This is a genomic window from Nocardia sp. NPDC003963 (assembly GCF_053605105.1).
The window spans coordinates 32,101-56,633 of record NZ_JBSGIP010000038.1 but is presented as its reverse complement, the minus strand read 5'-3'; the positions used below and the strand labels follow the sequence as shown (position 1 = coordinate 56,633).

Below are 24,533 nucleotides of genomic sequence, written 5' to 3'. Positions count from 1 at the left end.
GCATCTGACTACGGATCAGAAGGTTAGGGGTTCGAATCCCTTCGGGCGCACCAAGTTTATGGTGGCTGACCAGCTCATATGCTCCGGGACAAGGAATCCCACGCATGAGCACTGTAGCCAAATCTGTAGCTTACAGCCGTCGCTTCGCCGCGGCGGCTGTCGCTGCGATCGGCGTCGCCGCAGCCTCTTTCGGCACGGCGCACGCCGCCCCCATTCCCGGCATCGACCACACCCTCCAGATGGACACCCGCCTCCGCCTCGTCGGCGTCAACCCCGTCAACACCGCCGACTACGCCACGAAGGTGTGCGACACCCTCCACGCCGACCCCACCGGCACCGGCAAGCGCACCGCCCTCGACCTCCTCGCCACCGACTACCCGCACCCCTTGGCCCAGGGGTACGCCCTCGGCGTGATGGCGGACGTCTCCTGCGACGACACCGTGGGCCTGCTGCGTGACGTCCCCACCGCCACCGTCGGCACCCCGGCCGCGGCGGAGATCGCCAGCCAGGCCGACAACGACCAGGCCATGTCGAGCTGGAGCGCGAAGGTCGGCGTCGCCACCACCGCGGGCAGCCTCATCGGCGCCGGCACCGGCTTCGTCATCGGCTGCGCCCTCGGCGGTGTCGTCACCTCCCCCACCGTCGTCTTCATCCCGATCGGCTGCCTCACCGGTGGGGTGACCGGAGCCGGGATCGGCGGAGTCGTCGGCACCCTGGTGGTGGGCGGGCCGACCGCGGTGATCGCGGGCATCGAGATGGTGCAGGTCCTGCTGTCCCCCGCCCCGGCGAAGTGAGGACGCTCGTAGCCATGACAGCTATGACGATCGCTCTCGTCCGCGGCGGGAGCTGGATGGTGGAGGTACTGCGGTAGACGCGCGTTGCGCGACACGCGGGGCTCGGCGGCGGATTTTCTCCGAAACCGAGCCCCGTTCTCGTTGATGCTGCAACATTGAGTCCATTCGACGCCGGGGAGCGAAGGGCGTCACAAGCGACACGAAATGGGACACAGATCGCACATGCGTCCAAGACACCCAAAGCGTGATCTCGAGGCCTTACTATCCTCCTTGGAGGCACACGGTTGGACAGTCACGAAACGACCCAACGGTTATTTCAAAGCGAAGTGCTCTTGCGAAGGCAAGCACATGAAAACGATTCACCTGTCGCCATCCGACTCGAACTACCAGAGAAACCTGGAAGCCCAGCTGAGGAGGTCGACATGCTGGAAGTAGTTCAGGATTACTACATCGTGCTCTCATTCACCGCGTACCCGACGGACGGTCTAGAGGAAGCTCTGGATTCCCTGATGGATGCGTTGGTCGAGGTGAAGTCGCTCCGGGATCCTGACGTACTGGCCTCCCTCGTCAACGGCACTATCGAGGTATCGATGTACGTCACCGCGCACTCCAAGGGTGAGGCGATCGACGCGGCCGAGCAGGGACTCTCGGAAGCCATCCGCAACAGTGGAGCGCTGGCCGATTGGGAACAGCGCGCGGAGGATGCGCTGCGTGACGAGCAGAACGAAGCGCACGTTCGACGGGCTGATCTGCTGACCGCCTGAACGTGAGATACTGAGGTCGCTGGCTGATCCGGCCGAATGGATCGGGGTAGGTCAGACGTCAAGAAGGGCGCCCGCTGTGGCGCCCTTTCTTTTGTCTGGACTCAGCTCCGGCATGTATCGTAATCGGCAATGCCGCCACTTCGAGGAGTGGTAGGAAGTGGGCCCCGGGATTACTCGTCGGATGACGAGGCCCGGGGCCCGCGCATATCAGCCGTCGACTTTGACCAGCGCCCCCAGCGGCATGGAGAACGGATACTTGCTGGCCGCGGACTCGTCGGCCGCCTCGATCACTGCCCGCCCGTCGACCTCGTCGACCTCCTGCACCACGAACCGGCTTACGCCACTCTCACCGATGCGCACCGTATCGCCGACATTGATCATTCATAGGACGATAATCGAACGCATGATCGAGGAGTGGCAGCCCCAGTACGAGGTGCGTGGCCGTGTCGTAGCGGACCCGCTCCGGCTGTACCCGGTACCCGGTGGGATGGCGGAGCCGGCGCCGATCGCCTGCCGCCACGGCCACCGCCTGGGCCCCAAGATGGCGACGGTGGGCTGGACGTCCTGCCCCGTCGACGGGGTGCGCGGAGGGCACAGGACCCACACGTGCCTCCGCTGCAAGGCGATGCCGGATATTGAGGAAGACACCATCTACACCCCGCGCCGTGACGAGGACTGCCCGTGTCGGGCGGGCGGGCCCCAGACATGACGAGAGCCCGGCCGGATCTCTCCGACCGGGCTCTCCCCCGTTCTGACTACGCCGTCACATTGCACCAGGCGGCGAACCCGCGCAGCGTCTCCGTAGACCGCGCTTCCTGCCGCGCCAGCACCCGCACCGTCTCGTGCACCATCGGGTGATACCGGGTCTGTACCGGCGCGATCTTCTTCGCCATCTGCAGCGACGAGAAGGCGCCGGCCCGGTCTCCGTGCAACAGATACGCCCGGCCCAGGTCGATGTAGTAGTGACCGGCACGCGACCGCGGAGTGCTCTCCGGGATCACCACGCCCTTGGACCGGGCGATCGCCTCTGTCCCGTCGAGCATCTCCACAGCCAAACCCACAGACCAGATACCCACGTTCGCCCGGCCGAAAGCGAACACGGGGTCATGGAAGTCCTCATCGCCCACCAGGAGCGCGGTCTGCCGCGCCTCATGCAGATGGGAGTCCGCGGTGCCCCTATCGCCCGCCCTCGCCGCGGCGAGGCCTGACTGAAGGTGCAGCCCGCCCCAGGAGATCATCGTCTCCAGATCCTGGCCGTCGAGCGCGCCCTCCAGGTCCGCGCGGCACTGCTCCAGGTAGGCCAGCGCAGTGTTCCAGTCCCCGGCAGAGGTCAGCACGGAGGCGCGGTGGAACTGGGCGTGAGCGATCCACAGCCTGCTGCCGGAGCGCTGCGCAGCCCACCCCATCCGCTCCACTGCCATGGTCGCCAGGTCGGTGTAGCCGAGCTTGTGCGCCAGACTCCGCGACGACGAGTACAGCTCACACAGCAGCAGGAACGCCTTCTCCTGTTCCCGCCCGGACGTGGTGTGCACCAGGGCACGCACCTCGGTCAGTAGTGCGGGCAGCTCGCTGGAGAGCTTGTGGAAGTTCGTCGCCCGCCGGTACAGCCGCACCCGCTCGACGTCCGCGGTGATCGCGGGTAGGGGTCGGGTGACAATTCCTTGCGGTGGTAGGTCGAACGCTGCCAGCTCGGTGCGGATGATCGCGATCCCCGCGGACACCTCACTGTCGTCCGCTGTGGCCCGCGGGTAGGGCTGCCCGAGTAGCTCGGCATTACCCACCTTCAGCGCCTTGGCGACCGCCGTGACAAAGGCCGCGCTGGCGGGTACACGCCCCTGCTCCACGGCCTTGACCAGGGAGTCGGAGATGTTCGCCGCGGTGGCCAGTTTCGTTTGTGACATGCCCTGCAAGCGCCGCAGCTCACCGACGCGCTCGCCGAGGCCGTAGTACTTCTCGCCCATGCGTCCCATCCTGATCGATCCCCTGCTAACAGCATGACAAAAAACGTTGTCACTTCACAGGTCTTGACCAATGGAATCTGGAATCACCACCCCGGGCCGGGCGGAGTTCCCCGACTCTTCGATCACTCGGCCCGGGTGGTTTGCCACCACCACAGGCACACAAGAGAAACCAACCACGAACACGCCGAGGTCTCAGATGACAGAGATCCACTCGCCCACGCGGGCACCGAAGAACAGGGCTATGGCCGCCACACTCCAGCAACTGCACGCCAAGACACACTGGACATCCAGCAACATGCCAGTGCTCGAGCGACTGGTCAGCGGACTCCGGCACAGCCCCTGCTATTACACCGACCCGATCCGCGGATACTCCCATGCCCTGCATGTGATGGCCATCCACGCCGGGCACCGATGCTCCCGCTACGCCACCGCGGCACAGTACGTGGAGGCACAGCCGTGACCCCCCGGCGCGCGATCGTGCTGCGGCGCAGCGACACCGACCCCGAGTACATCGCCATGCTCGCCGAAACCCACCAGCTCGAGGTCCTGTTCACCGCGGTGACAGACGCCGAGCACCCGAAACTCTCCGCGCTGATCGCCGCCCAGCACGCGACAGATCATCGAGCGGAGGTGATCGTCGCCCCGTACCTCACCGGCGATACGGTACGGGGCGACACCTCTTGGCAGCAGATCACCGAGATCTGCGACGTGGTCACCGCGGATGACGTGGTCACGCCGATCGCGCCGTGAGACTCCCGTGTCCACCCGGGCAGGAGAGGCGTCCCTGTAGACACGGAAGAAGCCCCCGCCGATCCGGAGATCAGCGGGGGCTATCCGTCACTGCAGGTTGATCAGGGCTGGATCAGGCGCACATACGATGCCGTATTGCCCGTGGACCGAACCTGGTTGCTGTTCGGGCACCTGGCTTCGAGTCGGATCGTGGCACCTGCGGGGATCGTCAGACCGGCGGCAGACCAGGCCAGCACCGCGGTGGTGTTCGAACCGATCGGCAGCTCGGCTGATTCGATCGGCGTTCCTCCGTTGATCCTGATCTGCATGTAGACGGACCGGCCGGAGAAAGCCGTGTTCTGGCACTCCACCGATACCTGGATCGTTCCGTTCGTCGCGGCCGTCTGGGCGATCAAGTCACTGGAGACCACTGAGGACCCCGGGTAATTCGTGGTGTCCGCGTTCCATCCCAGGATCTGGCCCATCGACGTACCGAAGTACGCGGTCACCGTCGTGTTCCGGACCATCCCGGACGGCCGGAATGTGATGACCTGCAGCACATTGGACGGGGTCAGCGTGAGCGCGGTGGCGGCCGACGTGGACACCTGCGCCGTCGGGGTCGCCGCGGGAGTCATGGTCAGCGGCGCGGGCGCCGTGATGATCCCGGCCACCGCCACTGTCGCGCTCACGGACAGGGTGGTGATGGCGTCGGCAGTGACCACCGCGACGGGGGTTCCCTGGATCCCCGGCGACAGAGTCAAGGCAGTCGACGCAGCCACTGTCATCGACGGCGCGACCACTGCAGCCGGAGCCATCGCGAGCCCGGCATCCGCGGTCATCTCGTGGACCGGTGACAACTCCGGGCTCATCGCCAGGACCGTCACCGCCTCGATCTCCACCACCGCCGAACCGGTCGCGGCCGGCGTCATCGTGAGCAGAGTGACGGCGTCACGCCACGGCAGCTCCGACACCGACGCCGCGGGCGACATGGTCAGCGCGACAACCGCCAGGATCGTCGGTGTAGGCGTAGGCGGGAACGGCTCGACACCGGTGTCGGCGTACGGAAACCGGGCCAGCCCGGAATCGGCGGCCGGGAAAACCTCCACCGCCGTATCCGGCCGCGGGAAAGTCACGGCTACGTCCAGGCGGTATACAGTGCGTCACCCGAGGACGGTGTCACCTTGATCTGACCGTCCGGCGATACCGACGCATCGACCGTGTCGATGATGTCGCGGAGGGTGGTGCCGCTCCACCTGCACATATGTGTGTAGGACCCGGCGACGACGTTGAAGGTCAGCTGGGATCCGGTGATCTTCCCGTTCGACGGGGATCCCCAGGTGGTGGTCTGCCGCGAATACCCGCCGCCGGTGGCCTCGTTCGCGGTCCCAGCCGTGCCAGGGTTACCGGTGTGCAGGGAGTAGCTGGCACCCAAGTCGGCCCACGCCTGGGCGATAGTGTTCGCGGTCGTCAGAACATTCAGCGCCATTACGTGCTCCTATTCGTCGATCGGGGTGCGCTGGGCGCGCCCGAATTTCCAGTGGAAGTCATCCACGGATTCCGTGTCCGGGTTCGGGTAGCGGATGAACATGTCGAAGGACGTCCCGTGCGGGATCACGTCCGGTCCGCAGCTCTCGGCCTCGACCCGCCACGAGACGGTGTCCCCCTCGACGGTCGCGGTCCAGGTGACGTCGTTGGCCCAGATGATTTCGGCGGTGGTGCCGGCGGGCAGGAGGCTGCCGCGGCTGCGTTCGTAGATGAAGTCGCCCTTGTTGAGGCGGAGGACTTCGTATGTCGGGGTCCACCCGATGGGCATGACTGACCTCCTGCAGAGAGTGCGGAGTGAACGGCGAAGCGGCGTGTGGTCAGCCGAGGCCGGTGTAGATGGCGACGTCGTTCCATGACGCCGAGTTCGTCGAGCTGGCCCGCGACACCCGAAGACCTGCGTAGGTGTTCGCGATGTAGGAGTCGGATACGGCGTACAGCCGCGGAGCGCCGTTGATCTCGATCCAGATCAGGCCCCCGTAGCTGGAGAACGCGATCTTGTCCCCCGCGGCGACGGTCACTCCCGTGGTCAGGGTCCGGTAGTAAGTGAAGGTCGGCGGGTTTCCCGAGAGGGAGTCCGAGAAGTAGCCGATGCCCAGCTGTCCCGCGATGACGTTCGCTATCAGACCCGAGGTGCCGGCTGCATTGGAGCACAGGACCAGGCCGGAACTCGCTGTATTGTTCGGCCCGACCGCGCCGCCCACCGTTGCCTCGATCCGGACCCGGCCGGTGCTGACGCCGGTGTTCCGGAGAAGCCCGCGCGATCCATCAGTGGTTCCGGTGACCGCCCACGAGTCGGACAGCACACCGGCGCCGGTGCCGATCTGCGTCCACCCACTGCCGATCGTCCCGGTGAAGTTGTCGCTGAACTGCGGCACCCACACGTTCACGGCCGGCACCGACGAGGGCTTGTCGTAGTGCTGGATCCAGCGCATCCACACATCGCAGAGAGCCGCATTGAGGAAGCGGGCGCACCGGCGCCTCGGGCCGAACTTGAAGCCCGGGGCGACCATCGCACTTCCCGCGTAGCTTCCGTTCAGCCAGACGCGGATGTACTCGTCGTTCTCGACCCAGACCCGCAGGGTGACGTACTGCCCGTAGTAGGCGCCGATGGGGCTGTTCCACATTTGAGCGTTGGCCGCGGCCGACCAAATCGAGGCGAATTCGGCCACTTGCACGGTCTCGCCCGTACCGCCGGGAGCGTGGCTCAGGCTGACGCCCACGACGTTCTGGAAGGCGGCGCCGATCCGCGACCACGAGTCGGTGAAATACACCGAGAACCTCTGGGCCAGGAGCCCTTCCACCGGGAACCAGATCTCGCACTCGAAACCCCAGTGCGGAGTGAACGGCATCCACTCATACGATTCGCCACCGCCATTGGTGTGGTTGTAGTTCGTCGGGATGTGGAGCTCGCCCAGGGCGTTGAAGTCCGCGGGGGTTCCATCGCCGAGGTGCCGCCATGGCCGCTTCAGGGCGCCGACTCCGTAGGTGTCGAAGGAGTCGTACCAGCCGGCCCACGCCAGAGGGAGGTTCCTGCGGATCAGGAAGCTCACGGCGTCTCGTCGCCTCCGTCGGGGGCGTCCAGCGCGGACTGGTCGATCGCGCCGGTGATGTGGCCGCCGTTGACGTTCAGGAACTTCCGCATCCCCTGGAAGATCCGTTTGTTGCCGTACAGGCCGGCGAAGTCCTCGGCGGCCACCAGCGGGCGCAGTTCCTCGGTGTGCGTATCGAACCGGTCGATCGCCGCGGTGAGTATCCCGGCAGCCGACGCGGCGGGAGCCATGTCGAAGTAGCCGTCCAGGCTTTCGACCTGCAGCGCCGCGCACCACAGCGCTTCCCGGTAGGGCTGGATCGACCAAGACGATTCGTAGTTCGTCGCCTCGGCGACGGCATGGAATACCTTCACGATGCCTCTCAGGGTTCGGGGAAGTAGACGCCGGAGACGTTGATCTGGAGCACGGTCGGCGCGACGGATCCGACAACGTTGGTGACGTCGTAGAAGAACCGCTCCTTGTCGAACACCGGAATGTCGAGCGCCGGGGCGTTATACCGGGTGACGTTCGCACCCAGCACCTGCGTGTGGATGACGTCCGCAACCGTTCCCGCGGCGTTCCACCGCTTGATGTCGATCGTGCAGCCGGCCGGCTGGGTGATGAAGGCGAAGTGCGCGTCGGTCAGCCGGGCTTCCAGGCCGTCCGGGACGTTCAGCACCGGGCCCAGCAGTAGCTCGTTCACGCCCAGCACTACAGCGGCGCTGGCTACCACGCACTCGACGGACCAGTAGTGGGCGTTCTCGTAGGCGATGTCGGCTTTCTCGCCAGCAGCAGCGGCAGCGTTGGCCGCAGCCTGTGCGGTGGTGACCGCCACGTCCGCGGACCCCTGGGCATTGGCCGCGAGGTAGGCGGCGTCCGCGATAGGGGTGCGCAGCTGGGACCCGACCGCACCCTGCACCCCGGTGAAGCTGCCTTTCGCTCCACCGGTGGCGATCGCCATGATCGACGTCTCGTTGAGATTCGACCCATAGTCGGAGCCGACAACGAAGGCATCATCCGGCGCTTCGGGTAGGTGCGGAGTAGTCACGTCACTGGCCGCACTTCGGATCCGCGAGCGGGTTATCGGCCCGCCGCTGGTCGGCCTCGACAGACCAAGCCCGATAGTCGATCAGCGCCTGCTGAATCCGGTCCCGGCTACCGGGGTCCGGCCGCGCGGCAGCATCCGCGATCACGCCGACCATGTCGTCGAGGTGCCGCTGATTCTCCGCGGTGATGGCCGACCGGGCGATCAACGTCTCCCGGAACTCCTGGTTGCAGTCCTGCTGTTGAGTGGACTGCATGGCCGCGAAGACCGTGCTGGCAACGGCCAGCACGGCCACCGTGACCAGGTAATACGCTTGCTGCCGATCAGTTTTCGGCAGGGTCGGTACCGTGATCCGCTTCCCGCCACGCTTGTATTCACGCCAGCTCAGCGAAAGGCCAGCGAAGAATCCGATCGCGATGCACGATCCCCCGAACAACAGCTGCAGGACGACGTCACTCATCAGAATCACCTTGGGCTTCCCGGTCTCGATTTCGTGACGCCTGGAATCTCGCGGCCCCGAGCAAGCCGATGATCGCGCCCATGATTCCGTTCACCCCGGTATTCCCGGTGTATGAATCGATGACCAGTGGCGCGAAGATGTTCCCCGCCCAGCAGATCGTCACTACGTAAACCAGCACAGTGAGTGTCCGCGTCGACACCCCGTAGTCTTGGCCGGCCATCTACACCCTCCTCATCCACCACACCCCGACATCCAGCCGGAGCACCGGCAGCGAACAGGGCCTCACTCCTCCACACGAGGCCGGGCGACAGGAGTTACCTTCGACCGGACGCCCGCGGCGATCGGCACGCCCAGCACGACAGTGAGCACCGCAGCGATGAAGTCCGCGGAGTCGGCGGTCATCGCACCGCTGGTCACCAGGTAGGCGAAGACAGCGGTCACGATGGCACCGACTGCGGCGGCCACAGGCTCGTTCTTCAGCAGGTTCTTCAGCTTGGTCACTTCGAGCCGCCTTCCAGGAGTTCGATAATGCGGGCGTTCTGGCCGATGATCTCGGCGTTCTGTTTCCGCAGTTCGCGCAGCAGGACGGCGTTGTCGAGCGCCCAGCCGATCGCGGACTTCGGGTCGTCGCTGACGGCCCCTGGAAGCTCGAAGCCGTCCCAGACCTGCTCGTTCCACACGTCCGCCCACATGTCGTAGGGCCACGGCTCCTTCGGCGACCGGGTGGAGCTGTTGACGTTCTTCGGGTTCTTGATCTGGCGCAGCTTGCCCGCGAACGGGTGCAGCTGCCCCGCCCCCTGGGCGATGGGATCGGCCACGGTTCCTCCTTCGATTCCCCACGACGCCAGAAGCTCCGGCAGGTCGAGGTCGGCGTAATTCAGATCGACCCCGGAGGGCCACGGCTTGCAGCTGCCGGAGTCGGTGTACTGGTGGGCGAAGTAGCCCGGCGGTTTACGTGACGGCTGGCCCGGCGCCCGGCCGTAGGACGGCACCACCAGCCGCATCCACGACGGCCGTATCGGCCAGAGATCCGTGTCGGCGATCGGGTTCCAGTAGCCGATCACCCGCTTCGGATCTCCGTACCAGCCGGACATACGCTCGGATTCGTCGTTCACCTCGACGCTCTGGTCGCCGCGGATCGCGCCGGCGGCGGACTCGACATCGACCATCGAGACCAGCCGGGCGTTCCCCCACAGCCCGGACTCGACGAGCACCTGGCGATGCAGGTCGCAGTTCGCCTGTCCCGGCCGGAAGAAGTAGTAGGCGATCACCGCCTGCAGCCGGCCGCGGCGCAGCATGTCCGCGGCCCGGCGCGCGTTCTCGTGCGCGAGGGTGTCCAGCTTGTCCCCGGAGTTGGTGCGGAAGCACAGCACTGGGTGCGGGTACGAGTCGTCGACCGGGATCCCCTGGTACTGGCTGACGTCAGCCCATGTCGTCGGCATCAGGGCCACCTACTCGGAGGGACGAGTTGCAGGAACCCGTCCCGGACATACGAGTCGGTGAGCGGGTTGTATGGGGGTGGTCCCTGGATCTTCTGCACGATGCGGTCGTTGCGGGGATCGCCTTCGGGCCAGCCCATCTGGAAGTGCATTTCGTCGGGCTTGTCCCAGTTCCGACCCCAGAACACGGCGCCCTCATACCAGCCGACCAGCGCCTCGACGCGGCCGATCAGATCGCGCGGCATCCGGTAGTAGCCCCACGGCCACTGCGGGGCGTTGATATCCAGCGCGGTCCCGGAGAGGTGGTTACTGTTCGCGACGAAGTTCGTCGGCGACCACCCCCACACCGGGGACACGAGGGGCGCAACCTCGGCGTTGTAGCGCCGGGCGAAGTCCCCCAGGATCACGGCCGGAGCACCGGACCGGATCGGCGCGGTGTCCATCCAATCCCGGTTGATGAGGACGCATTCGTCCCGGTTGCACATTCGCCACCCGTTCTCCGAGTGGGTGTAATTGAGGTAGGTCCGAAAGCTCATTCCTCGCCTGCCCTCCTCTCAGACTCGTCGAGATATCCGGACCGCAGCCGCTCAGCGAAGAGCGCGAGCAGCGGATCCTCCTGCAATCGGGCAATCCAGAAATGCGCCTCGTCAGCGCGGACCTTGTCCCCGCCCCACGCGATCGAGCCCTCGAACAACTGCACGCCGCGCCGGATCTCCGCGGTCTGCTCGGCCGGCATGGTCCGCTTCCACTTCGGGTGGCGGTCGCGGTTGATCTCCAGCTCCGACACCGACGGATGCGCTACCTGGTCGACCGTTTCGACGTGGCGGCCGTACCAGCCCATCCACGCGGTGAGCACGGTGTCGACGTCGTCGAGGTAACCCATCACGACCAGCGCTTCAGGATGCCGTTACGGGCCTGGCCGTGGCGCTCGGTGTACAGAACCCGCCGCTTCTCCACCTCGTCGGTATCGCCGAGTTCGCGGAGGTAGGCGTTGGTTTCGGTGACCGTGTGCGCGCCCGGGTCGAACCGGGGCGGGCCGTCGATGGTGTCGACCACCTTCGCGACCGGCTGCTCCGGCGGCGGCTCGTTGATCCGGTACCCGCCGTACCGCAGCCGCTCCACCACAGCCTGGCGTTCCCGCTTCGTCATCGTCATCGGGTCCTGGATGACGACCGGCTCTGGATCTTCCTCGTCCAGCGGGACCCAGCCGCCCATGCCGTTGAGCGGATGCTGTTCCCCGCGGTACGGCGGCCGGAGTTTCTTCGTCGCCAGAGCCGGATCGATCGGCGGACACCCCGCCTCGGTGAGGTGCTTGGAGATCGCTCGAGCGATAGCCTCCGGCCACACGATCCGCTGCCGGCTGTTCGAATCCCCACCCCACCCGATCGGGATGAACTGCAGCACGGGAAGGAACCGCTCCTCCGGATTCTCGGAGTCGATATCTTCCAGCCGCCAGATCTTCCCCACTCGTCCTCCTATGCGACGCCCAGGTCACGGGCGATAGATGAGATCTCCTGCAGCATTTCCAGGGCTTCCTGCACCGGGTCTTCCGGTTCGCGGTGGCCGACCGTGATCGTCCAGGCGGGAGTGGTTTCGCGGTCCCAGGCCAAGACGAGTTCGGTGATGCGGTCGACGTATACCCGGCCGGGCTTGCCCCAGTCCTTGACGGTGGTGCCGATGCGGGTGCCGAGCCAGGCGTTGCCGAATCCGTTCTGCCCGATGAGCAGTCCCTCGACCCCATCGGCGACAGTGACCGAGTGAGTGGTTTGCTCCCGGGTCCGCCACATGCCCGTGCGGAGGGCGATGAGAGCAGAGAGGGTGTAGGCGCGGTCGCTGCCCTCGCACCAGGTTTCGAAGTAGTGCTGCCAGCCGAGCTTCTGAGCGCGACCGATGTCCTGCCACTTCATGAAGGCCAGGAACACGTCGGTGTACAGCGGTTTCAGCAGGGCATCCGCCATGCCACCGACCGGCGGAATGAACAGCGCCATCGCGATCAGGTCGCCGACCATGTTGATCGTCGCGGAGATCAGCTCGTTCACGCCCGGCATCGAGTGGCCGCCGGTAGCGAACTCGGTGTCGGTAGCCGGCTTCCAGTGGAAGCTGTTGGACTGGATGCCGGTCCGGTCGCCGTCGCGGAGGATGATGCCCGGTGCCCGGGGGATGGTGCCCTTCCAGCCGGGGATCGAGTACTCGGCCGGGAATGTGGGGTCGTCGATGACGTCGATGCCCTCGGCCATGCCATCCGAGCCGATGTTGGTGAACGCCCGCACCAGGCCGGTGAATAGGTTGCCGCCGAAGCTGGTTTCGGTATCCCAGCCGCTGTTGTCGACGAGGTCCCACACGATCGTGCCCGGGCGGAGGGTGGCCCCCGGCCACGGCGGCGGATCGCCTTCCAAGAACCGCCTAGGTTCCCAGGTCAGCTGTGCGTCGGCGGTGATCCGCTTCTGCACGTCGAACATGTACTTCCACCGGGAGTGCACGATCGCGAACTGCGAGTTGTCGTTCTCGATCGCCAGCGGTGCAACGACGTGGGCCCAGTTCGACTGGTCCAGGTCCAGCCAACCATCCGGGTTCGTCGGGTCGTCGGGAAGAGTCCACAGCCCGTCCAATCCCTGCAGGCGCAGCAGGTTAACGAACAGGGTTACCTTCAGTGCCCATTTCGCCGGACCGAACAGGATCCACAGCCGCGGGAACTGGATCTCGGGCGGCAGGAACGGGTTCGAGTAGCAGAGGATGTGCTTGAGATGTTCGAAGTCGGACTTGAACGTTGCCTTGACGACCCGTTGCCCGTCTTCGTCCTTGTACTGCTCGAGGTCGTCGAGCATCCCCGACCAGCGAGCGCCGTCCTTGTCGACGGTGATGATGACGTTGTCGGTGGAGCGGTCGTCGTGGTTGGTCAGCCACTTCGACAGGTAGTAGCGGGCCGGCAGTTCGATGACGCCGATGCCGGTCTCGTTCTCCGGCTGGCGGAAGCTCGCGGAGATCTCGTTGTGGACCTCGCCGATGAACACGCCATCCGCGTCGAAGATCCGCGTGAGCGGGGGCTTGATCCGGCGGTCTTGGTCCTTGCGGAGCCGTTCGGCGATTTCACCGAATACCTGGTCGAAGTCGATCGTTTCGACGGACGTCACCGACTACTCCAATCCCCAGGGCCGCGGCCAAGGGCGCGGGCAGATGACTCGAATGCCGGTGCCAGCAGGAGCACCTGTCACAGTGACGGGAACCTGGGTAGGTGGAGTCTCACCGGGGATGGAGTAGACGAGGCGCTTGCCGCCCATCCGCTGCGCGTACTCGGTATTCAGGGCCGTCTCGAACGGGGCGCCGAACGCCATCTTGTCGGTGTTGATCGTCAGGTGTTCGCCCAGGAGCAGCGGCGCGAGCTCGACCCGACGGAGTGCGTCCTCTTCGGCGCGCTCGTACTCGTCGCTGCCCCACGAGTAATCAGGGAGTGTGACGACCATCCCCGCAGCGGACGCCTGGACCTCCCAGACCACGAAGATCTCGTAGTCCATCGGCAGAGGATTGGAGATAGTGACGTACCCGGTCTCCTCACCTCCACCGGTGGTGTCGGTGGTGGTGACGAACTTGGAGATGTGCGGGGCGCCGATCCACCGCGGAAGCGCGCCCACGAGAGGCAGTAGCGCCAGTCCGTATTGCTCGCTGTTCGGGTCGTTGACCGCCTTGATCCGCACCTTGTCGACGAGCCGGATCGGCAGGTGCCGGCGGGAATCGGAGGTGGTCGCCCACAGTTTGGAGTCCCGCTTGAATGACACCGACTTCCGCAGATCGGAGTCCGTGTATCGCCACGGCCGCCCCTTCTCGCCCTTGATATGCAGAGCGAGGATGAAGTCGTACTTCTCCTCCCGGACACCCCCGAAGGTGGCGCCGGACTGGAAGGCGGTGGAGTTGTAGATGGCCGACATCGGCGTCTCGTACATGCCGTCGAAGTCGGTGCCGTCGTCCTCGTCGGCGAGGGCCAGCCCGTGATCCCACTGGCCTTCGCCGGCGAGTGTCCACCAGCGTCCGTCGCAGCCCTCGAGCTCGATGAGGGTGTCGTCAGGTGGGTCGATCATCGGCGCACCGTCCCGCGGGAGCGGTCACGCTGGCTGACCTGCATCATCTTCCACTCGCGCCGGAACTCACCCTGAGTCATTCCGGTGTTCAGATTCTCGATCACCATGCGGTTGTCGATGTTCTGCACCGGCGACGGCCGGGACGCCGCCGCGGCCCGCATCTGCGCACCGGTGGACACCCACTCGGTCTCGCCGGAGAGGTTGACTGCGGCCATGCCGTGCGGCAGTGGTCCGCCCGAGTCGCGGAGTACCGCCGGGATCATGAGTGTCTTCATCAGCTCCTGCATCCAGTTCGCTGTGCCCGGCACGACAGGCCCCTGCTTCGCCAGCTCGTCGGCGCTGGCGTTCGCCGGGGAAGGTTTCGAGGCGTCCTCGCGGCGCTTCTTCTCCAGCTCCGCGGCGATCCCGATACCGGCGCCGATCACGCCCTGCACATCCCCGCCCAGTCCGACGACATTGAGAGCGTCGGAGAGTTGTCCGGTGACGAATGCCTTCGCGGCATCGCCGAACAGATCGACCACCCCGCCGCTGCCACTGCCCAGTGAGCCGGCCGAGGATTCCCGCTGCTTCTTCTGCTCCTCCGCCAGGGCGTTCATCGCCGCGTACACCTTGCGATCAGCGGCCTTGCGCTCAGCGTCGGTCGCCTCGGGATCGGAGTAAACGTCGTCGCGATCGAACTTGGCGGACTCGATCGAGTCCTGGAGATCGGCCAGCCGGATCTCGTCGTCGGTCATCGACCCCGTCAGCTCGGGAGCTTCGGTGACCGGACCGCCGGTGGCGGTGGCTTCGGCCTTCTCCTGCTCCATCTTCTGGACGCGGAGCTCCGCCTGCCGAAGGCGGATCTCCGCTTCGCGCTTGTCATCCGGAGTCTTCTTCGGGTCGGCGAAGTCCCGGTCACGGGATTCCTGTGCCTGCCGCACCGAGATGCGAGCCGACTCGAGTTCGAGGTCGTTGCTCTCGTCCCAGGTCTTCTCCGACTCCCGGCTCCGCCGCCGCCGGCCGCCCGCATCGGGCGGATTGAATGCGGACGCGGGGAGATAGAACTTCAAGGGAAGCTGACCGCTGGCCGCCGACTGCGCACCCGAACCGACCTGCACGCCGTTCGCTCCGGACTCCAGCGCGATACCGCCCAGCGAGCCGGCCATGTGTGAGTACTGGCCGCCGCCACCGCGGTAGACGCCGATGGACAGGCCGCGACCGGTCGGATCCAGTCCCGGGAGGAACCCCAGCGAGGAGAAGTCACTCTCGGTGGTGAACCAGCGGACGTATGGGTCCAGGCCCTTCAGCAGGGCGTAGGCAGCGGAGATGAATCCGGAGCAGTCCCACGATGGATTGCCGACACCGCCGTACTGATACTCCTTGCCGGACTGGCCGCGCAGGAAGTCCATCGCCCGCGTGGTGGCGACGCCACCGTCGGCCATCTTCGTCAGGCCCATGCCGAACATGCCAGCGACCTGACCGAGGATCTCCGTCGACCGCGACCGCTTCGACGGAGCCAACGGGATGAACGCCTCGCCCAGAGTTTCCGGCTCGGACACCTGGTAGTAGCGGGTGCGCGGCGACCAGATCGTCGCTTGCCCGGGCAGATTGTCGATACCGCCATCGGCGCGCGGCGCCGCGTTCGGCAGCACCATCGGCGCCCGCCACTCCCCCGACGCGGTGGCCTCCTGATACTCGAGGTTCACTTTCTGCGTCTTGTCCGGCAGGCTGGTGTTGATGAGCTTCTGCAGCTCGGTCAACACTGTGGCCAGGTTCGGCGCGGACACCTTGACGATGCCCGGCTTCCCATTGACCTGCTCGATCAGCCCGCCGGCTTCCTGCAGCTTCGCCTTGGCGTCGTCGGTCAATGCGTCGACCGGGATCTCGATGCCGTTGGCGTTAACCCGCAACAGGCCCTGGATCACGGTGAGCTGCTGCTCCACTGAGTCGGCGCCGCGGAGCTGGGCGAGGATCTCGATATCCTTGGGTAGGTAGCCGAGCTGGGTGGCCATGTTCTCCACCTGGCCAACCGTCAACCCGGTCGCCCGGGCGAGGTCGGCGAACGATGCCTGGTTCTGGGCGAGCACCGGGCCCATGTCCACGCCGGCTTCCGCAGCGACCACGGTGGCGTCGCGGATCTTCATCAGCTCGTCGTAGAGCCGGCCGCCGTTCTCGGTGGTCGTGTTGACCTGGCCGTTCTGCTGGATGAGAGCGTCGCCCCAGCCCTTGGCCGCGTCCCACACTTCGGTGGTGGCCTCGGTGGTGGCACGGACCTGCTCGTTGTACTGAGCGAGCGCGTCCTGGGCGGCGATCGGCTTCCCGGACAGCACATCCAGGGCGGTCTTCATCGCGTCGATGCGGTCGGCCGCCGAGGAGGATTCGTCCGACAGGACCTTCACGGCCTGCGACAAGGTGGCGAAACCGGGCGTGGTGTTCTTCGCGGTCTCCTGCGACCGCACCATCTCGTCGCGCAGGGCGTTCAACTCGGACAGCGCGAACCGTCCGTCCTGCCCCATCCCCAGCAGCTTCGCCGACAAGTCATTGAACTTGCTGGTGTCACCGAGAGTTTCGGCGAGCTGCTGATCCGACATCTTGAGGTCGTCGATGATCTTCTTCGCGCCCTCCCACCGGTCCGCCAGCCACTCCTTGTCGGAGGCGTTGCTGGCCCACGGGAGCTGGAAGCCCTTCTCCAGGAATCCGGGACGGAACTTGGCGGCCTCGTCGAGCGAGGACTTCATGATCCCGATCTGCCGAGTCACGTTCTGGATGGCCTGATCGTTGAATGCGCCGTCGTTCAGGCTGAAGATCTCCGACAGTTCGGAGCGGGTCTGGCCGATCTCGCGCAGGGCGTTGCGGACCGCTTTCGCGTGTTCCTCGCCCTTCTTCATTTCGCTCCACAGCTGGAACAGGGCAGCACCGGCAGCGACCACAGCGACCACCCAGGGACCGCCGAGCATGCTCACCAGACCACCGGCGGCCGCGCGCGCACCGGTCGCGGCGGCGGCGATTGTGCCCTGGGTGCGGGCGAAGGTGTTCGCGCCGGCCGCAGCATTGAGGAAGGAGGTCTGCATCCGGTTCACCACCGGTGCCGATTGGCCCAACTGGTTGATGGCGGACCCGAATCGGCCGAGTGTGGTGGCTCCCACGCCTGCAACCTGAACTACACGGTTGCTCGCTGTAGCAACCGCGACTGACGCGGTGCCGAACCGCTGCATGCCACCGACAGCCGAGGTCAGCCATGCACCGGCCACGGTTGTCCGGAAGACCACGAATGCCGCCGCCGCGGCGAGCACCGGCGCGGGGAGATCGGCGATCGTGCCGACAACCGGCCCGATGGCCTGACCGACCGATACCGCGGCATCCGCCGTGTTGTGCAGTCCGTCCACGATCACCGGGGTCGCGGCCTCGATACCGCCGGCTGCCTTGGTGGCCAGATCTTCCATCGGCCCCTTGACGAGGTCGTAGACCTCCAATGCCAGGTTCTCAGCGGCGTTCTGGGCGGTCTGCATCGCCCCGGGCAGGCCCTGCATCTTCGCGGCTGCAACATCCGCAGCGGAACCCTGCTTGCTCATCGCGGCGTGCATGGCGTCAAATCCGACGACGCCTTTCTCCGCCGCAACGGAGGCCAGGCGCATCGCGTCGGAGCCGAACAGGGTGGCCGTGGCTGCCTGGTACATCTCCGGTGTCATCCGGGCAGCAGCGACGTCCAGTTGTTCGAACAGTGCCCGCAGGCCGACGAACTCGCCCTTGGAGTCGTAGACCGTGAGGCCGAGCTCTCGCATCGCCTCCTGTGCGGGTTTCCCGGTGTCGGTCAACGCCAGCAACGCGGACTTGAGCAGCGTACCTGCGTCGGAGCCTTGGATGCCGGAGTTGGCGAACATACCCAGAGCGGTGGCGGTGTCTTCCACCGTCAGGCCGAACTGGTGGGCGACTGCGGCGCCGGCCTGCAGCCCGTAGGCGACGTCGGTGATCTCAGCGCTGGACGCGTTCGCCGTGTTGGCGAGTACGTCAGCGACCCGGGTGGCGTCCGCCGCGCCGAGACCGAATGCCTGCAGCGCCTGTGACTGGATAGTCGCGGCCTGCGCCGCGTCGATCTGCGCGGCAGCTGCCAGCTGCAGCGACCCCTTCGCGGCATCCATGGCCTGCTGGACAGAGAACCCGCCCTTGGCGAGTTCGGTCATCGCCGCGGCAGCATCGTTGGCCGAGGTGCCCGGGAGAGTTACGTCGTTTCCGAGCTGTTTCGCCCGTTCGGACACGGCCGCCATCTGGTCCGCGGTCGCCCCGGCAACGGCCTTCATCGTGTTCATCGACGTGGTGAAGTCGTTGCCGATCTGGATGACCTGACCGAACGCCACTGCCGCCCCACCGAAGGCGAGGCCGAGGCTGGCGCCGATCGCGCCGGCGACACCGACCGCCGGTGAGAGCCCTCGCCGCATTTCGGGGACGAAGTTGCGGAGGTCGGGCGCTACCAGGATGTCGATACGGCCGCCGGGCATGGATCACCTCCCCGCTTCTGCGCGTGACCTGTTAAGCAGGTCGAGCTTGGATTTCGGCTTCGATTTCTCCGGGATTTGGTAGGGCTTCTGCGCTTCCCGGTAGCGCTCGATCAGCTCAGCGGTGATCTCCGGCGGACGCAGAGCGATCGGCGCGATGATCGGCATGGGCGGAGATTTGATGCCGTGCCTTTCCCGTTCGGCCTGCTCCCGCTTCACCTCGGGGTCTTCCGGATCGGTGATGCCGGAGATGTAGCCGAAGTTGTTTAGGAACTCGAGGCGGTCCAGGATCCGGGCCAGGTTCTCGGAGTCCATGCGCTGCTGCTCCGACCGGGCGTCGGCGTCGTCGATGAGGGCTGCGACGTCCGGGTACGGCATCGTCGCCAGCGCGGCCCGGAGGTTTACTCCGTGGTGGTGCTGGACTCGGGCGAAGGCTGCGCCCCAGCGGGATTGTTCACGTATCCCAACAAGGGCGCGGTAGCTTCCCCCTCGTAAATCTCGCTCACCTTCACGATCTTGTTGATCGCCTTGGATGCGAGATCGGGTAGCAGGGGCGAGATCTCTGCCCAGATGCCCGCGCCATTCGTGGTGATGAGGTCGAACACTGCCTCGAACTCGTTGGCGTTGAGCAGGGCATGGAACCGAGTGACCTCGTCGCCGGTGAATCCACGCCGCACATCGGCATCGACCTTGCCGACCCGGATCGGCACCGGCGGTTTTTCCTCGGTGCTGAACTCGGCGAAGATGTCGATCGGCTCCGGCACAGCCGTGAGTTTCGGCTGGCGGGCAGCCGCGGGCGAGGTACGCCGCGCGGCTGCCTTCCGTGGTGCGGTAGCTGCCATCAGGCGGGCTCCACCGTCACCGAGCCGGTCGGGGTCAGCGAACCACCGGTGGTGGACAGGACACCCGGCACCGCGATGGTGACGGTGTAGTTACCTGCCGTGCCGGTCACGGTCGCGTTACCGGTGCCGATCGTGGACAGCGCCACGAGCGCCGACTGCACAGCACTGGTGGTGGCGTCGAACGCGATGCTGGCTGCCGTCTGGCCGTTGAAGGTCAGCGGGAACGTACCGGCGGTGGTACCTGCCGGGACGGTGACCGTGTACGACACCTGCAGCGGGTTGAACGAGGTGATCGGCACGAACGGGTCCAGAGCGAGCAGTTCGAACTCGAACCCGTCCAGTTCCTCCTGCCCGAAGGTCCGCGGCGGCGGAGTGGTCAGCGTGACCCGCGACGAGTAGAAGACCTGGTTCGCTTCTTCATCGCGCAGGGCGAGCATCAGCGCGAAGTCCTCGTCATCGCCCGGGTTCCACTGGAACACTCCGGCACTCAGCTGGGTGATCGAACCACCCTGCAGCGTGGTCAACGCGGTCGCGGCCGAGAAGTCCACGGCCCGGAGCTTGACCCGCTCCTCCGATGGGGACTTGATCACCTTGTACGGGGCCCGACGGCGGTTCCATACCCGCTTCGGGGTGATGTCCCGGGTGGGGGTCAGCTCGAACCCGGCCTCGATACCGCCGTAGGCCATCCAGCTCAGCGAGCCGGTAACCGGGTTGGGCGAGAACGGGTCGGTGGGAAGTGCGGTGCCGGCCGGGGCGCGGTAGGCGTCGCCGTCCAGCCACACGTAAGCCTTTTCGGGTGCAGCGTGATCGCTCACGATTCCTCCAATATTGATTGCCCATACGGGCGGGGGTGTTGGTCTATGTGCGGGACGCGCGGAACTTCATCTCGGCCCGCACAGTCGCCCGGAACAGCGGCTGATCAGGGCCGCGGGTCTTGTCCACGCTGTTGATGGGGCCGTCGGTCCATCGGGCCTTCCACGCCGCACCGCGGAACGTCTGGGCGCGGGCACGGCCGAGAAGCTGACCTGCCATGCCGGCGATGTCCCAGGCGATCTCATCGGGGTCCTTATCGGCAGCAACGAGCATCGGCACCCAGGCATCGATCTGGATCAGCGGCGATCGAAGTAGCGGGTCCTCGCCGACGTTTCCCGGAGCCCGGATGGTGACGAACGGGCCGGTGATCGGGTCCGGCGCATCGCGCGTCGTCACCGATTCGGCAGGCACCATGGCGGTGAAATCCGGTTGGGCGATCAGGAACACTCGCACCGCGCCCGGGGCGTATGGAATCGGGGCGGTCGTCACAGGCCGAGATTCCGCCGGAACGCGCCACGCTGGTTGTAGCGGGCGAGAGTGCGGGCCGCGTCGGTGAGGATGGCGTGCGCCGGAGTGTCGACAGTGCCGAACTCCTTGATGAACGCCAAGGGATCGTTGTCGACCAGGAACACCTTGTCGCCGTCGACCTCTACGTCCACGCCGTCGCGGTAGGCGCCGGAGACTACCGGGGCGATCTGGCGAGCCTTCGCGGCCGCTTCGTGCGCCATCCGGATCCGTTCGGGGGTGGAGCCGCTGCGCGCGCCTCGGTACGTCTGCCCCTCGAAGATCTCCAGCCGTGCCCGCCCGCCCGAGGCGAAGTTACTGCTGGCCATGACGGCCTACTTGCCCTCGGGCTTCTGCGCAACCGTCTTGGCCTCGACCGGTTTCGGGGCCGCCGGCTTGGCTTCGTCCCGGTTGCGGTACGCCTTCGAATGCTCGTCGGCGTACTGCTTGAGACCCTTGGAGTCGGTCCAGGTCTTGATCATGATTGCTCCCTCATGTCACTGGAATGCCGCACGATCGCGGCGATGTAGGCGGGCCGCCGGGACCCGATAGCGGGACGCCGGACGCGGGGAGTCCCTTGAACGGTGACGGTGTCGCCGACCTTCACCAGATCCGCCACATCGGCAGGGCCCTCGAAGCGCCACACATCCCGGCGATCGGTGCCGCCGGGGAGCCCGGGCATCAGGAGCAGAGTCAATCGCTGACTCACTCGCCCGTCCTCGAACTCCTCGATCTGCGGATCGGTGATGATGCGCTGCTGCAGAAGGCCCCACCACGGCACTGGGGTGGGTTCCGATGGGCGCATGTTGCCGGTCAGCAGATCCCGGATCGGCTCTCCGGGACGCAGGAGCGTCCACCGTTCGGGCAGCCTCATCGCAAGGCCGTCCGGATCGTGAACGAGTCACCGGTGGAATCGTTGTCGACGAGATCGGCGACATCGTCATCGGTGACGTAGATCAGCTGGTCGCGCTTGCTGGACTCGTACTCCTCCGACCACTCCGGATACTCGGTACGTTTCACACCGCGGCCGCGCCCCAAGGTGTCCATAGCCCGCAGGACGATCTCCGCACCGATGCCCTTGACCAGTTCGGGATCGAGAGCACCGGTGGAGATGCGTTCGTCGAGCTTGGACACCTTGTTGCGCAGCTTCGCCGAAGCGAGCGTGATGAACCGATTCACCTGGGTGATCTGCGGTTCGGTGTACACCTCGCCGGAGATCGCCTGCACATCGCCGATGGTGAACAGCGGGTCAGGCGTTGTCATCGCCCGATCCGATGATGGCCGCCAGGATGTCGGCCTTCTTCGTCGCCTCGCCGAGGTCGATATCGTGATGGTCGGCGTAGGCCCGCAACTGCGGGACCGTCCACGACTCCGACGGTTCCCCGTCGAGGTCGAGTTCCGGTTCCGGCTCGGCGGCCCAGGCGGCCGGGTTCGTGATCAGCTTCGCGAACCGATCCGGGACCACATCGTCCGGACCGAACACACGCGAGGTGCCCTCCGCGTCGTGGACGTGCACGTACGCGGCGAGCTTCCGGCCGGCCATCAGGACAGCACCGTCGCGACCATGGTCGCGTTCGCGTTGAGCAGCTGCGGGAGCGCGATACCGCTGGCCTTGGTCCACCGCTGCAGCGCATCCGGGGTGATGAAGCTGCCGACCACGACACCTGGGGCTTCGTTGGCGTCGATCCCGTACAGGGGCTCCAGCGCTTCGGCGGTGGTACCCCACTGGGTCTCGCCCACCTTCGCCGCGCCTACGTACAGGATCTTGTTGTCCGGGAACAACCGGGTGGCGTTGCCGGCGAAGTCCTCGACCTGCGCGTCGAACACCTCGAACGGCGGGTGGCCGAAAGCGGTGAACAGCGCGTTGACCGCGTCCTTGGTGACGATGCCCGGGACGGTGCCGACGGGGACGGCGGCCGCGCGGATCTTGTCGTTACGCATCAGCGCCGACATCACCCGCTGGGAGGTGATCGCCCGAACCGGGTTGCCCGACTGGGTGGCCCGGAAGGTGGAGAACCAGGACTCCTGGTCGACGATCGGATCCGCCGCACCGGAGCCGGTGACGCTCCACAGGGTGGATGCGGTCACGCTGTGGCCGGACAGCCGCTGGAAGTCCGCCTCCAGCTCGAGGCCGTTCTCCGCCAAGGTGACCTTGCCGGTCATCAGGGCCTGAGCTTTGGCCATGATGATGCGGGTCCGGATCGCCTGAGCGAGCTCGACGGCGTCGTTCAGGATGAGATCGCGGATCGCGGTCTCCGCTTTCCGCAGACGGAGCCGGTCGTATTCACCGAGCAGCCGCTTCTCCGACAGAGGGGGCAGCTCACCCGAGATGCGGGTGACGCCCTTACGGCCGGACAGCGGAGCCTCGGTATCCCACGCCCGGAACTGCGCAGCCCGGCGCAAACCGCGCTGGGTGATATTCGCCCGGAATTCGACATCGTCGATCAACGAGTCCGGCAGCAGGTCATCGACCAGTGTCAGATCGTTGATCGGGTTGTCGGCCAGCGCCTCCCGGACATAGCCGGTGAGCTCGGCGGGGGCGATGTAATCCGAATTCACTACGAGTGCCATGGGTTACACCTCCTCTCAGACGTAGCTGATGAGCTTGGCCGTGGCCTGCCCATCTGCATCGACGGTGTGCGGGAGCTTCGCGACCTTGACGGCGCCGTGCCAGTACAGGGCGCCGGCGACCTTCGTCGCACCGGGCTTGATCTTCAGCGCGGTGAACGAATGCCCGGCGATGACAGCGGTCTCGTCGTCGCCGACGGAGAACAGTCCGTACCGGCCGGATCCGAGCTTCTTGAGCGCATACCCGGACTTCAGGTAGCCGTCCGGGTAGTGGGTATTCGCGGTGAAGGTGGTCAGATCGATCGTGATCGACCTGCACCGGTCGGTGCCCTCACCACTCGCCAACCAGTCCTGGTTGTCGACACCGAAGGTTTCGGTTGTCAGCGAGATGTCCATGTCTCCCCTCCTTTACTGGGGGTTGGTCATTTATGCGCGGGTTTGCGCGAGGCGTACAGGGCCTTGCCTGCGGCCATGGATCCACCCGCGTCCGTCTGGCCTCCGCCTTGACGGGGGTCGGGCTTCGGGGTGGACGGAGCCGGTGGAGCGGCGGGGGTGGATTCACCCATCTCCGCCTTCAACTGCTGGGCATCGGCGAGCAGCTCGTCAAGGGTCGAGCCGACGAGTCTGGGCGCCAATCGCAATGGCAGTCCCGCCTGGTCCGCGGCCTCGTACCGGATAGCCTTCGCGGCATCCTTTTCGAGTGCCTCGATCCGAGCCGTGTTTCTCTGCTCGTCGGTCAGCTTTGCGTCCTCGAACTGCTGGACCTTGGTCCGGAGTTCGCGCAGCTCCTTGTCGGCGGCCTTGCGGGCTTCGCGCTCCTTGCGGAGAGCTTCTTTCCCGGCGTCGCCGAGATCACCGTTCGCGTCACCCGTCGCGGGATCTGCTGCCGGTGTTGGCGCCTGCGGCGCGGTGGGCTCTGTCGTGCCGGGTTCCGCGGTCGCGGGCGATCCGGTAGCAGGTGCCGTCATTACTTGCTCCTCCATCGCGGGGGATAG

34 protein-coding genes are annotated in these 24,533 nt (G+C 66.2%); 4 read left to right on the top strand and 30 right to left on the bottom strand.

The genetic code is table 11. The annotated features are described in order from the left end of the window. Positions 1-104: 104 nt before the first annotated feature. On the top strand, positions 105-794 hold the full coding sequence (locus ACWEWT_RS31805) for a hypothetical protein (protein ID WP_452564543.1): 690 nt from the start codon (positions 105-107) through the stop codon (positions 792-794). A 422-nt stretch (positions 795-1,216) separates the two neighbouring features. Beyond that, positions 1,217-1,558: a hypothetical protein gene (locus ACWEWT_RS31800; RefSeq protein WP_452564542.1), complete on the top strand. Its 342-nt coding sequence runs from the start codon at positions 1,217-1,219 to the stop codon at positions 1,556-1,558. Between the two features lie 207 nt (positions 1,559-1,765). Here ACWEWT_RS31800 and ACWEWT_RS31795 read toward each other — a convergent pair whose 3' ends face one another. Together ACWEWT_RS31795 and ACWEWT_RS31790 are read right to left on the bottom strand one after the other, a co-directional pair. Continuing rightward, entirely contained in the window at positions 1,766-1,939 is a 174-nt protein-coding gene (locus ACWEWT_RS31795; protein WP_452564541.1) for a hypothetical protein, read from the bottom strand. Positions 1,940-2,313: 374 nt separating this feature from the next. Beyond that, positions 2,314-3,528, bottom strand: coding sequence for a helix-turn-helix domain-containing protein (locus ACWEWT_RS31790; protein WP_452564540.1), 1,215 nt, complete (start codon positions 3,526-3,528; stop codon positions 2,314-2,316). A gap of 232 nt (positions 3,529-3,760) precedes the next feature. On the opposite strand from ACWEWT_RS31790, the gene ACWEWT_RS31785 reads away from it, so the two are divergent. Together ACWEWT_RS31785 and ACWEWT_RS31780 are read left to right on the top strand one after the other, a co-directional pair. After that, positions 3,761-3,979 (top strand): hypothetical protein, encoded by a 219-nt coding sequence (locus ACWEWT_RS31785; protein ID WP_452564539.1) that lies wholly within the window; start codon positions 3,761-3,763, stop codon positions 3,977-3,979. Beyond that, complete coding sequence (locus ACWEWT_RS31780; RefSeq protein ID WP_452564538.1) at positions 3,976-4,269, top strand: hypothetical protein; 294 nt, start codon at positions 3,976-3,978, stop codon at positions 4,267-4,269. The genes ACWEWT_RS31785 and ACWEWT_RS31780 overlap by 4 nt, the downstream gene beginning before the upstream one ends. Positions 4,270-4,370: 101 nt before the next feature. Here the strand turns inward: ACWEWT_RS31780 and ACWEWT_RS31775 are convergent, their stop codons facing one another. The 28 genes from ACWEWT_RS31775 to ACWEWT_RS31640 all read right to left on the bottom strand — a co-directional run bounded on the left by ACWEWT_RS31775 (position 4,371) and on the right by ACWEWT_RS31640 (position 24,506). Next, a complete protein-coding gene (locus ACWEWT_RS31775; RefSeq protein WP_452564537.1) occupies positions 4,371-5,381 on the bottom strand; it encodes a hypothetical protein in 1,011 nt (336 codons plus the stop codon). A gap of 2 nt (positions 5,382-5,383) precedes the next feature. Next, positions 5,384-5,734 carry a phage tail fiber protein gene (locus tag ACWEWT_RS31770; protein WP_452564536.1) on the bottom strand — a complete coding sequence of 117 codons (351 nt, stop codon included), beginning with the start codon at positions 5,732-5,734 and terminating at the stop codon, positions 5,384-5,386. A 9-nt stretch (positions 5,735-5,743) separates the two neighbouring features. Then, positions 5,744-6,061: an LtfC-like domain-containing protein gene (locus ACWEWT_RS31765; RefSeq protein WP_452564535.1), complete on the bottom strand. Its 318-nt coding sequence runs from the start codon at positions 6,059-6,061 to the stop codon at positions 5,744-5,746. 49 nt (positions 6,062-6,110) lie between these two features. Then, positions 6,111-7,343: a hypothetical protein gene (locus tag ACWEWT_RS31760; protein ID WP_452564534.1), complete on the bottom strand. Its 1,233-nt coding sequence runs from the start codon at positions 7,341-7,343 to the stop codon at positions 6,111-6,113. Continuing rightward, positions 7,340-7,696 carry a hypothetical protein gene (locus ACWEWT_RS31755; protein WP_452564533.1) on the bottom strand — a complete coding sequence of 119 codons (357 nt, stop codon included), beginning with the start codon at positions 7,694-7,696 and terminating at the stop codon, positions 7,340-7,342. Before ACWEWT_RS31755 ends, ACWEWT_RS31760 begins: the two co-directional genes overlap by 4 nt. An 8-nt stretch (positions 7,697-7,704) precedes the next feature. After that, a complete protein-coding gene (locus ACWEWT_RS31750; protein ID WP_452564532.1) occupies positions 7,705-8,283 on the bottom strand; it encodes a hypothetical protein in 579 nt (192 codons plus the stop codon). An 88-nt stretch (positions 8,284-8,371) separates the two neighbouring features. Then, positions 8,372-8,827, bottom strand: coding sequence for a hypothetical protein (locus tag ACWEWT_RS31745; protein WP_452564531.1), 456 nt, complete (start codon positions 8,825-8,827; stop codon positions 8,372-8,374). Next, entirely contained in the window at positions 8,820-9,047 is a 228-nt protein-coding gene (locus ACWEWT_RS31740) for a hypothetical protein (protein ID WP_452564530.1), read from the bottom strand. The genes ACWEWT_RS31745 and ACWEWT_RS31740 overlap by 8 nt, the downstream gene beginning before the upstream one ends. Before the next feature lie 62 nt (positions 9,048-9,109). Continuing rightward, positions 9,110-9,328, bottom strand: a complete 219-nt coding sequence (locus tag ACWEWT_RS31735; protein ID WP_452564529.1) for a hypothetical protein — start codon at positions 9,326-9,328, stop codon at positions 9,110-9,112. Continuing rightward, positions 9,325-10,278 (bottom strand): hypothetical protein, encoded by a 954-nt coding sequence (locus tag ACWEWT_RS31730; protein WP_452564528.1) that lies wholly within the window; start codon positions 10,276-10,278, stop codon positions 9,325-9,327. Before ACWEWT_RS31730 ends, ACWEWT_RS31735 begins: the two co-directional genes overlap by 4 nt. Further along, positions 10,269-10,802, bottom strand: coding sequence for a M15 family metallopeptidase (locus ACWEWT_RS31725; protein WP_452564527.1), 534 nt, complete (start codon positions 10,800-10,802; stop codon positions 10,269-10,271). The genes ACWEWT_RS31730 and ACWEWT_RS31725 overlap by 10 nt, the downstream gene beginning before the upstream one ends. Further along, positions 10,799-11,149 carry a hypothetical protein gene (locus ACWEWT_RS31720; RefSeq protein ID WP_452564526.1) on the bottom strand — a complete coding sequence of 117 codons (351 nt, stop codon included), beginning with the start codon at positions 11,147-11,149 and terminating at the stop codon, positions 10,799-10,801. Before ACWEWT_RS31720 ends, ACWEWT_RS31725 begins: the two co-directional genes overlap by 4 nt. Beyond that, positions 11,149-11,733, bottom strand: coding sequence for a phage gene 29 protein family protein (locus ACWEWT_RS31715; protein ID WP_452564525.1), 585 nt, complete (start codon positions 11,731-11,733; stop codon positions 11,149-11,151). The genes ACWEWT_RS31720 and ACWEWT_RS31715 overlap by 1 nt, the downstream gene beginning before the upstream one ends. Positions 11,734-11,741: 8 nt before the next feature. Then, the gene (locus tag ACWEWT_RS31710) at positions 11,742-13,397 is read right to left on the bottom strand and encodes a Gp37-like protein (protein WP_452564524.1); all 1,656 of its coding nucleotides are present in this window, start codon (positions 13,395-13,397) and stop codon (positions 11,742-11,744) included. Positions 13,398-13,400: 3 nt separating this feature from the next. Next, on the bottom strand, positions 13,401-14,339 hold the full coding sequence (locus tag ACWEWT_RS31705; RefSeq protein WP_452564523.1) for a hypothetical protein: 939 nt from the start codon (positions 14,337-14,339) through the stop codon (positions 13,401-13,403). Next, the gene (locus ACWEWT_RS31700) at positions 14,336-18,814 is read right to left on the bottom strand and encodes a phage tail tape measure protein (RefSeq protein ID WP_452564521.1); all 4,479 of its coding nucleotides are present in this window, start codon (positions 18,812-18,814) and stop codon (positions 14,336-14,338) included. The genes ACWEWT_RS31705 and ACWEWT_RS31700 overlap by 4 nt, the downstream gene beginning before the upstream one ends. Positions 18,815-18,817: 3 nt before the next feature. Further along, a complete protein-coding gene (locus ACWEWT_RS31695; protein ID WP_452564519.1) occupies positions 18,818-19,189 on the bottom strand; it encodes a hypothetical protein in 372 nt (123 codons plus the stop codon). Positions 19,190-19,212: 23 nt separating this feature from the next. Further along, complete coding sequence (locus tag ACWEWT_RS31690; protein ID WP_452564517.1) at positions 19,213-19,653, bottom strand: hypothetical protein; 441 nt, start codon at positions 19,651-19,653, stop codon at positions 19,213-19,215. Next, positions 19,653-20,468, bottom strand: a complete 816-nt coding sequence (locus tag ACWEWT_RS31685; protein ID WP_452564515.1) for a hypothetical protein — start codon at positions 20,466-20,468, stop codon at positions 19,653-19,655. The genes ACWEWT_RS31690 and ACWEWT_RS31685 overlap by 1 nt, the downstream gene beginning before the upstream one ends. Positions 20,469-20,511: 43 nt before the next feature. Beyond that, the gene (locus ACWEWT_RS31680) at positions 20,512-20,913 is read right to left on the bottom strand and encodes a hypothetical protein (protein ID WP_452564513.1); all 402 of its coding nucleotides are present in this window, start codon (positions 20,911-20,913) and stop codon (positions 20,512-20,514) included. A 38-nt stretch (positions 20,914-20,951) separates the two neighbouring features. Then, complete coding sequence (locus ACWEWT_RS31675) at positions 20,952-21,299, bottom strand: HK97 gp10 family phage protein (RefSeq protein WP_452564512.1); 348 nt, start codon at positions 21,297-21,299, stop codon at positions 20,952-20,954. A gap of 6 nt (positions 21,300-21,305) precedes the next feature. Further along, on the bottom strand, positions 21,306-21,452 hold the full coding sequence (locus ACWEWT_RS31670) for a hypothetical protein (protein WP_452564510.1): 147 nt from the start codon (positions 21,450-21,452) through the stop codon (positions 21,306-21,308). Next, a complete protein-coding gene (locus ACWEWT_RS31665) occupies positions 21,449-21,844 on the bottom strand; it encodes a hypothetical protein (protein WP_452564508.1) in 396 nt (131 codons plus the stop codon). Before ACWEWT_RS31665 ends, ACWEWT_RS31670 begins: the two co-directional genes overlap by 4 nt. Beyond that, on the bottom strand, positions 21,841-22,233 hold the full coding sequence (locus tag ACWEWT_RS31660) for a hypothetical protein (protein ID WP_452564506.1): 393 nt from the start codon (positions 22,231-22,233) through the stop codon (positions 21,841-21,843). Before ACWEWT_RS31660 ends, ACWEWT_RS31665 begins: the two co-directional genes overlap by 4 nt. Further along, positions 22,220-22,513 carry a hypothetical protein gene (locus tag ACWEWT_RS31655; protein ID WP_452564504.1) on the bottom strand — a complete coding sequence of 98 codons (294 nt, stop codon included), beginning with the start codon at positions 22,511-22,513 and terminating at the stop codon, positions 22,220-22,222. Before ACWEWT_RS31655 ends, ACWEWT_RS31660 begins: the two co-directional genes overlap by 14 nt. Continuing rightward, positions 22,513-23,541, bottom strand: coding sequence for a major capsid protein (locus ACWEWT_RS31650; RefSeq protein WP_452564502.1), 1,029 nt, complete (start codon positions 23,539-23,541; stop codon positions 22,513-22,515). Before ACWEWT_RS31650 ends, ACWEWT_RS31655 begins: the two co-directional genes overlap by 1 nt. 15 nt (positions 23,542-23,556) lie before the next feature. Next, complete coding sequence (locus ACWEWT_RS31645) at positions 23,557-23,934, bottom strand: potassium transporter (RefSeq protein WP_452564500.1); 378 nt, start codon at positions 23,932-23,934, stop codon at positions 23,557-23,559. Between the two features lie 26 nt (positions 23,935-23,960). Then, on the bottom strand, positions 23,961-24,506 hold the full coding sequence (locus ACWEWT_RS31640) for a hypothetical protein (protein ID WP_452564499.1): 546 nt from the start codon (positions 24,504-24,506) through the stop codon (positions 23,961-23,963). Positions 24,507-24,533 lie beyond the last annotated feature (27 nt).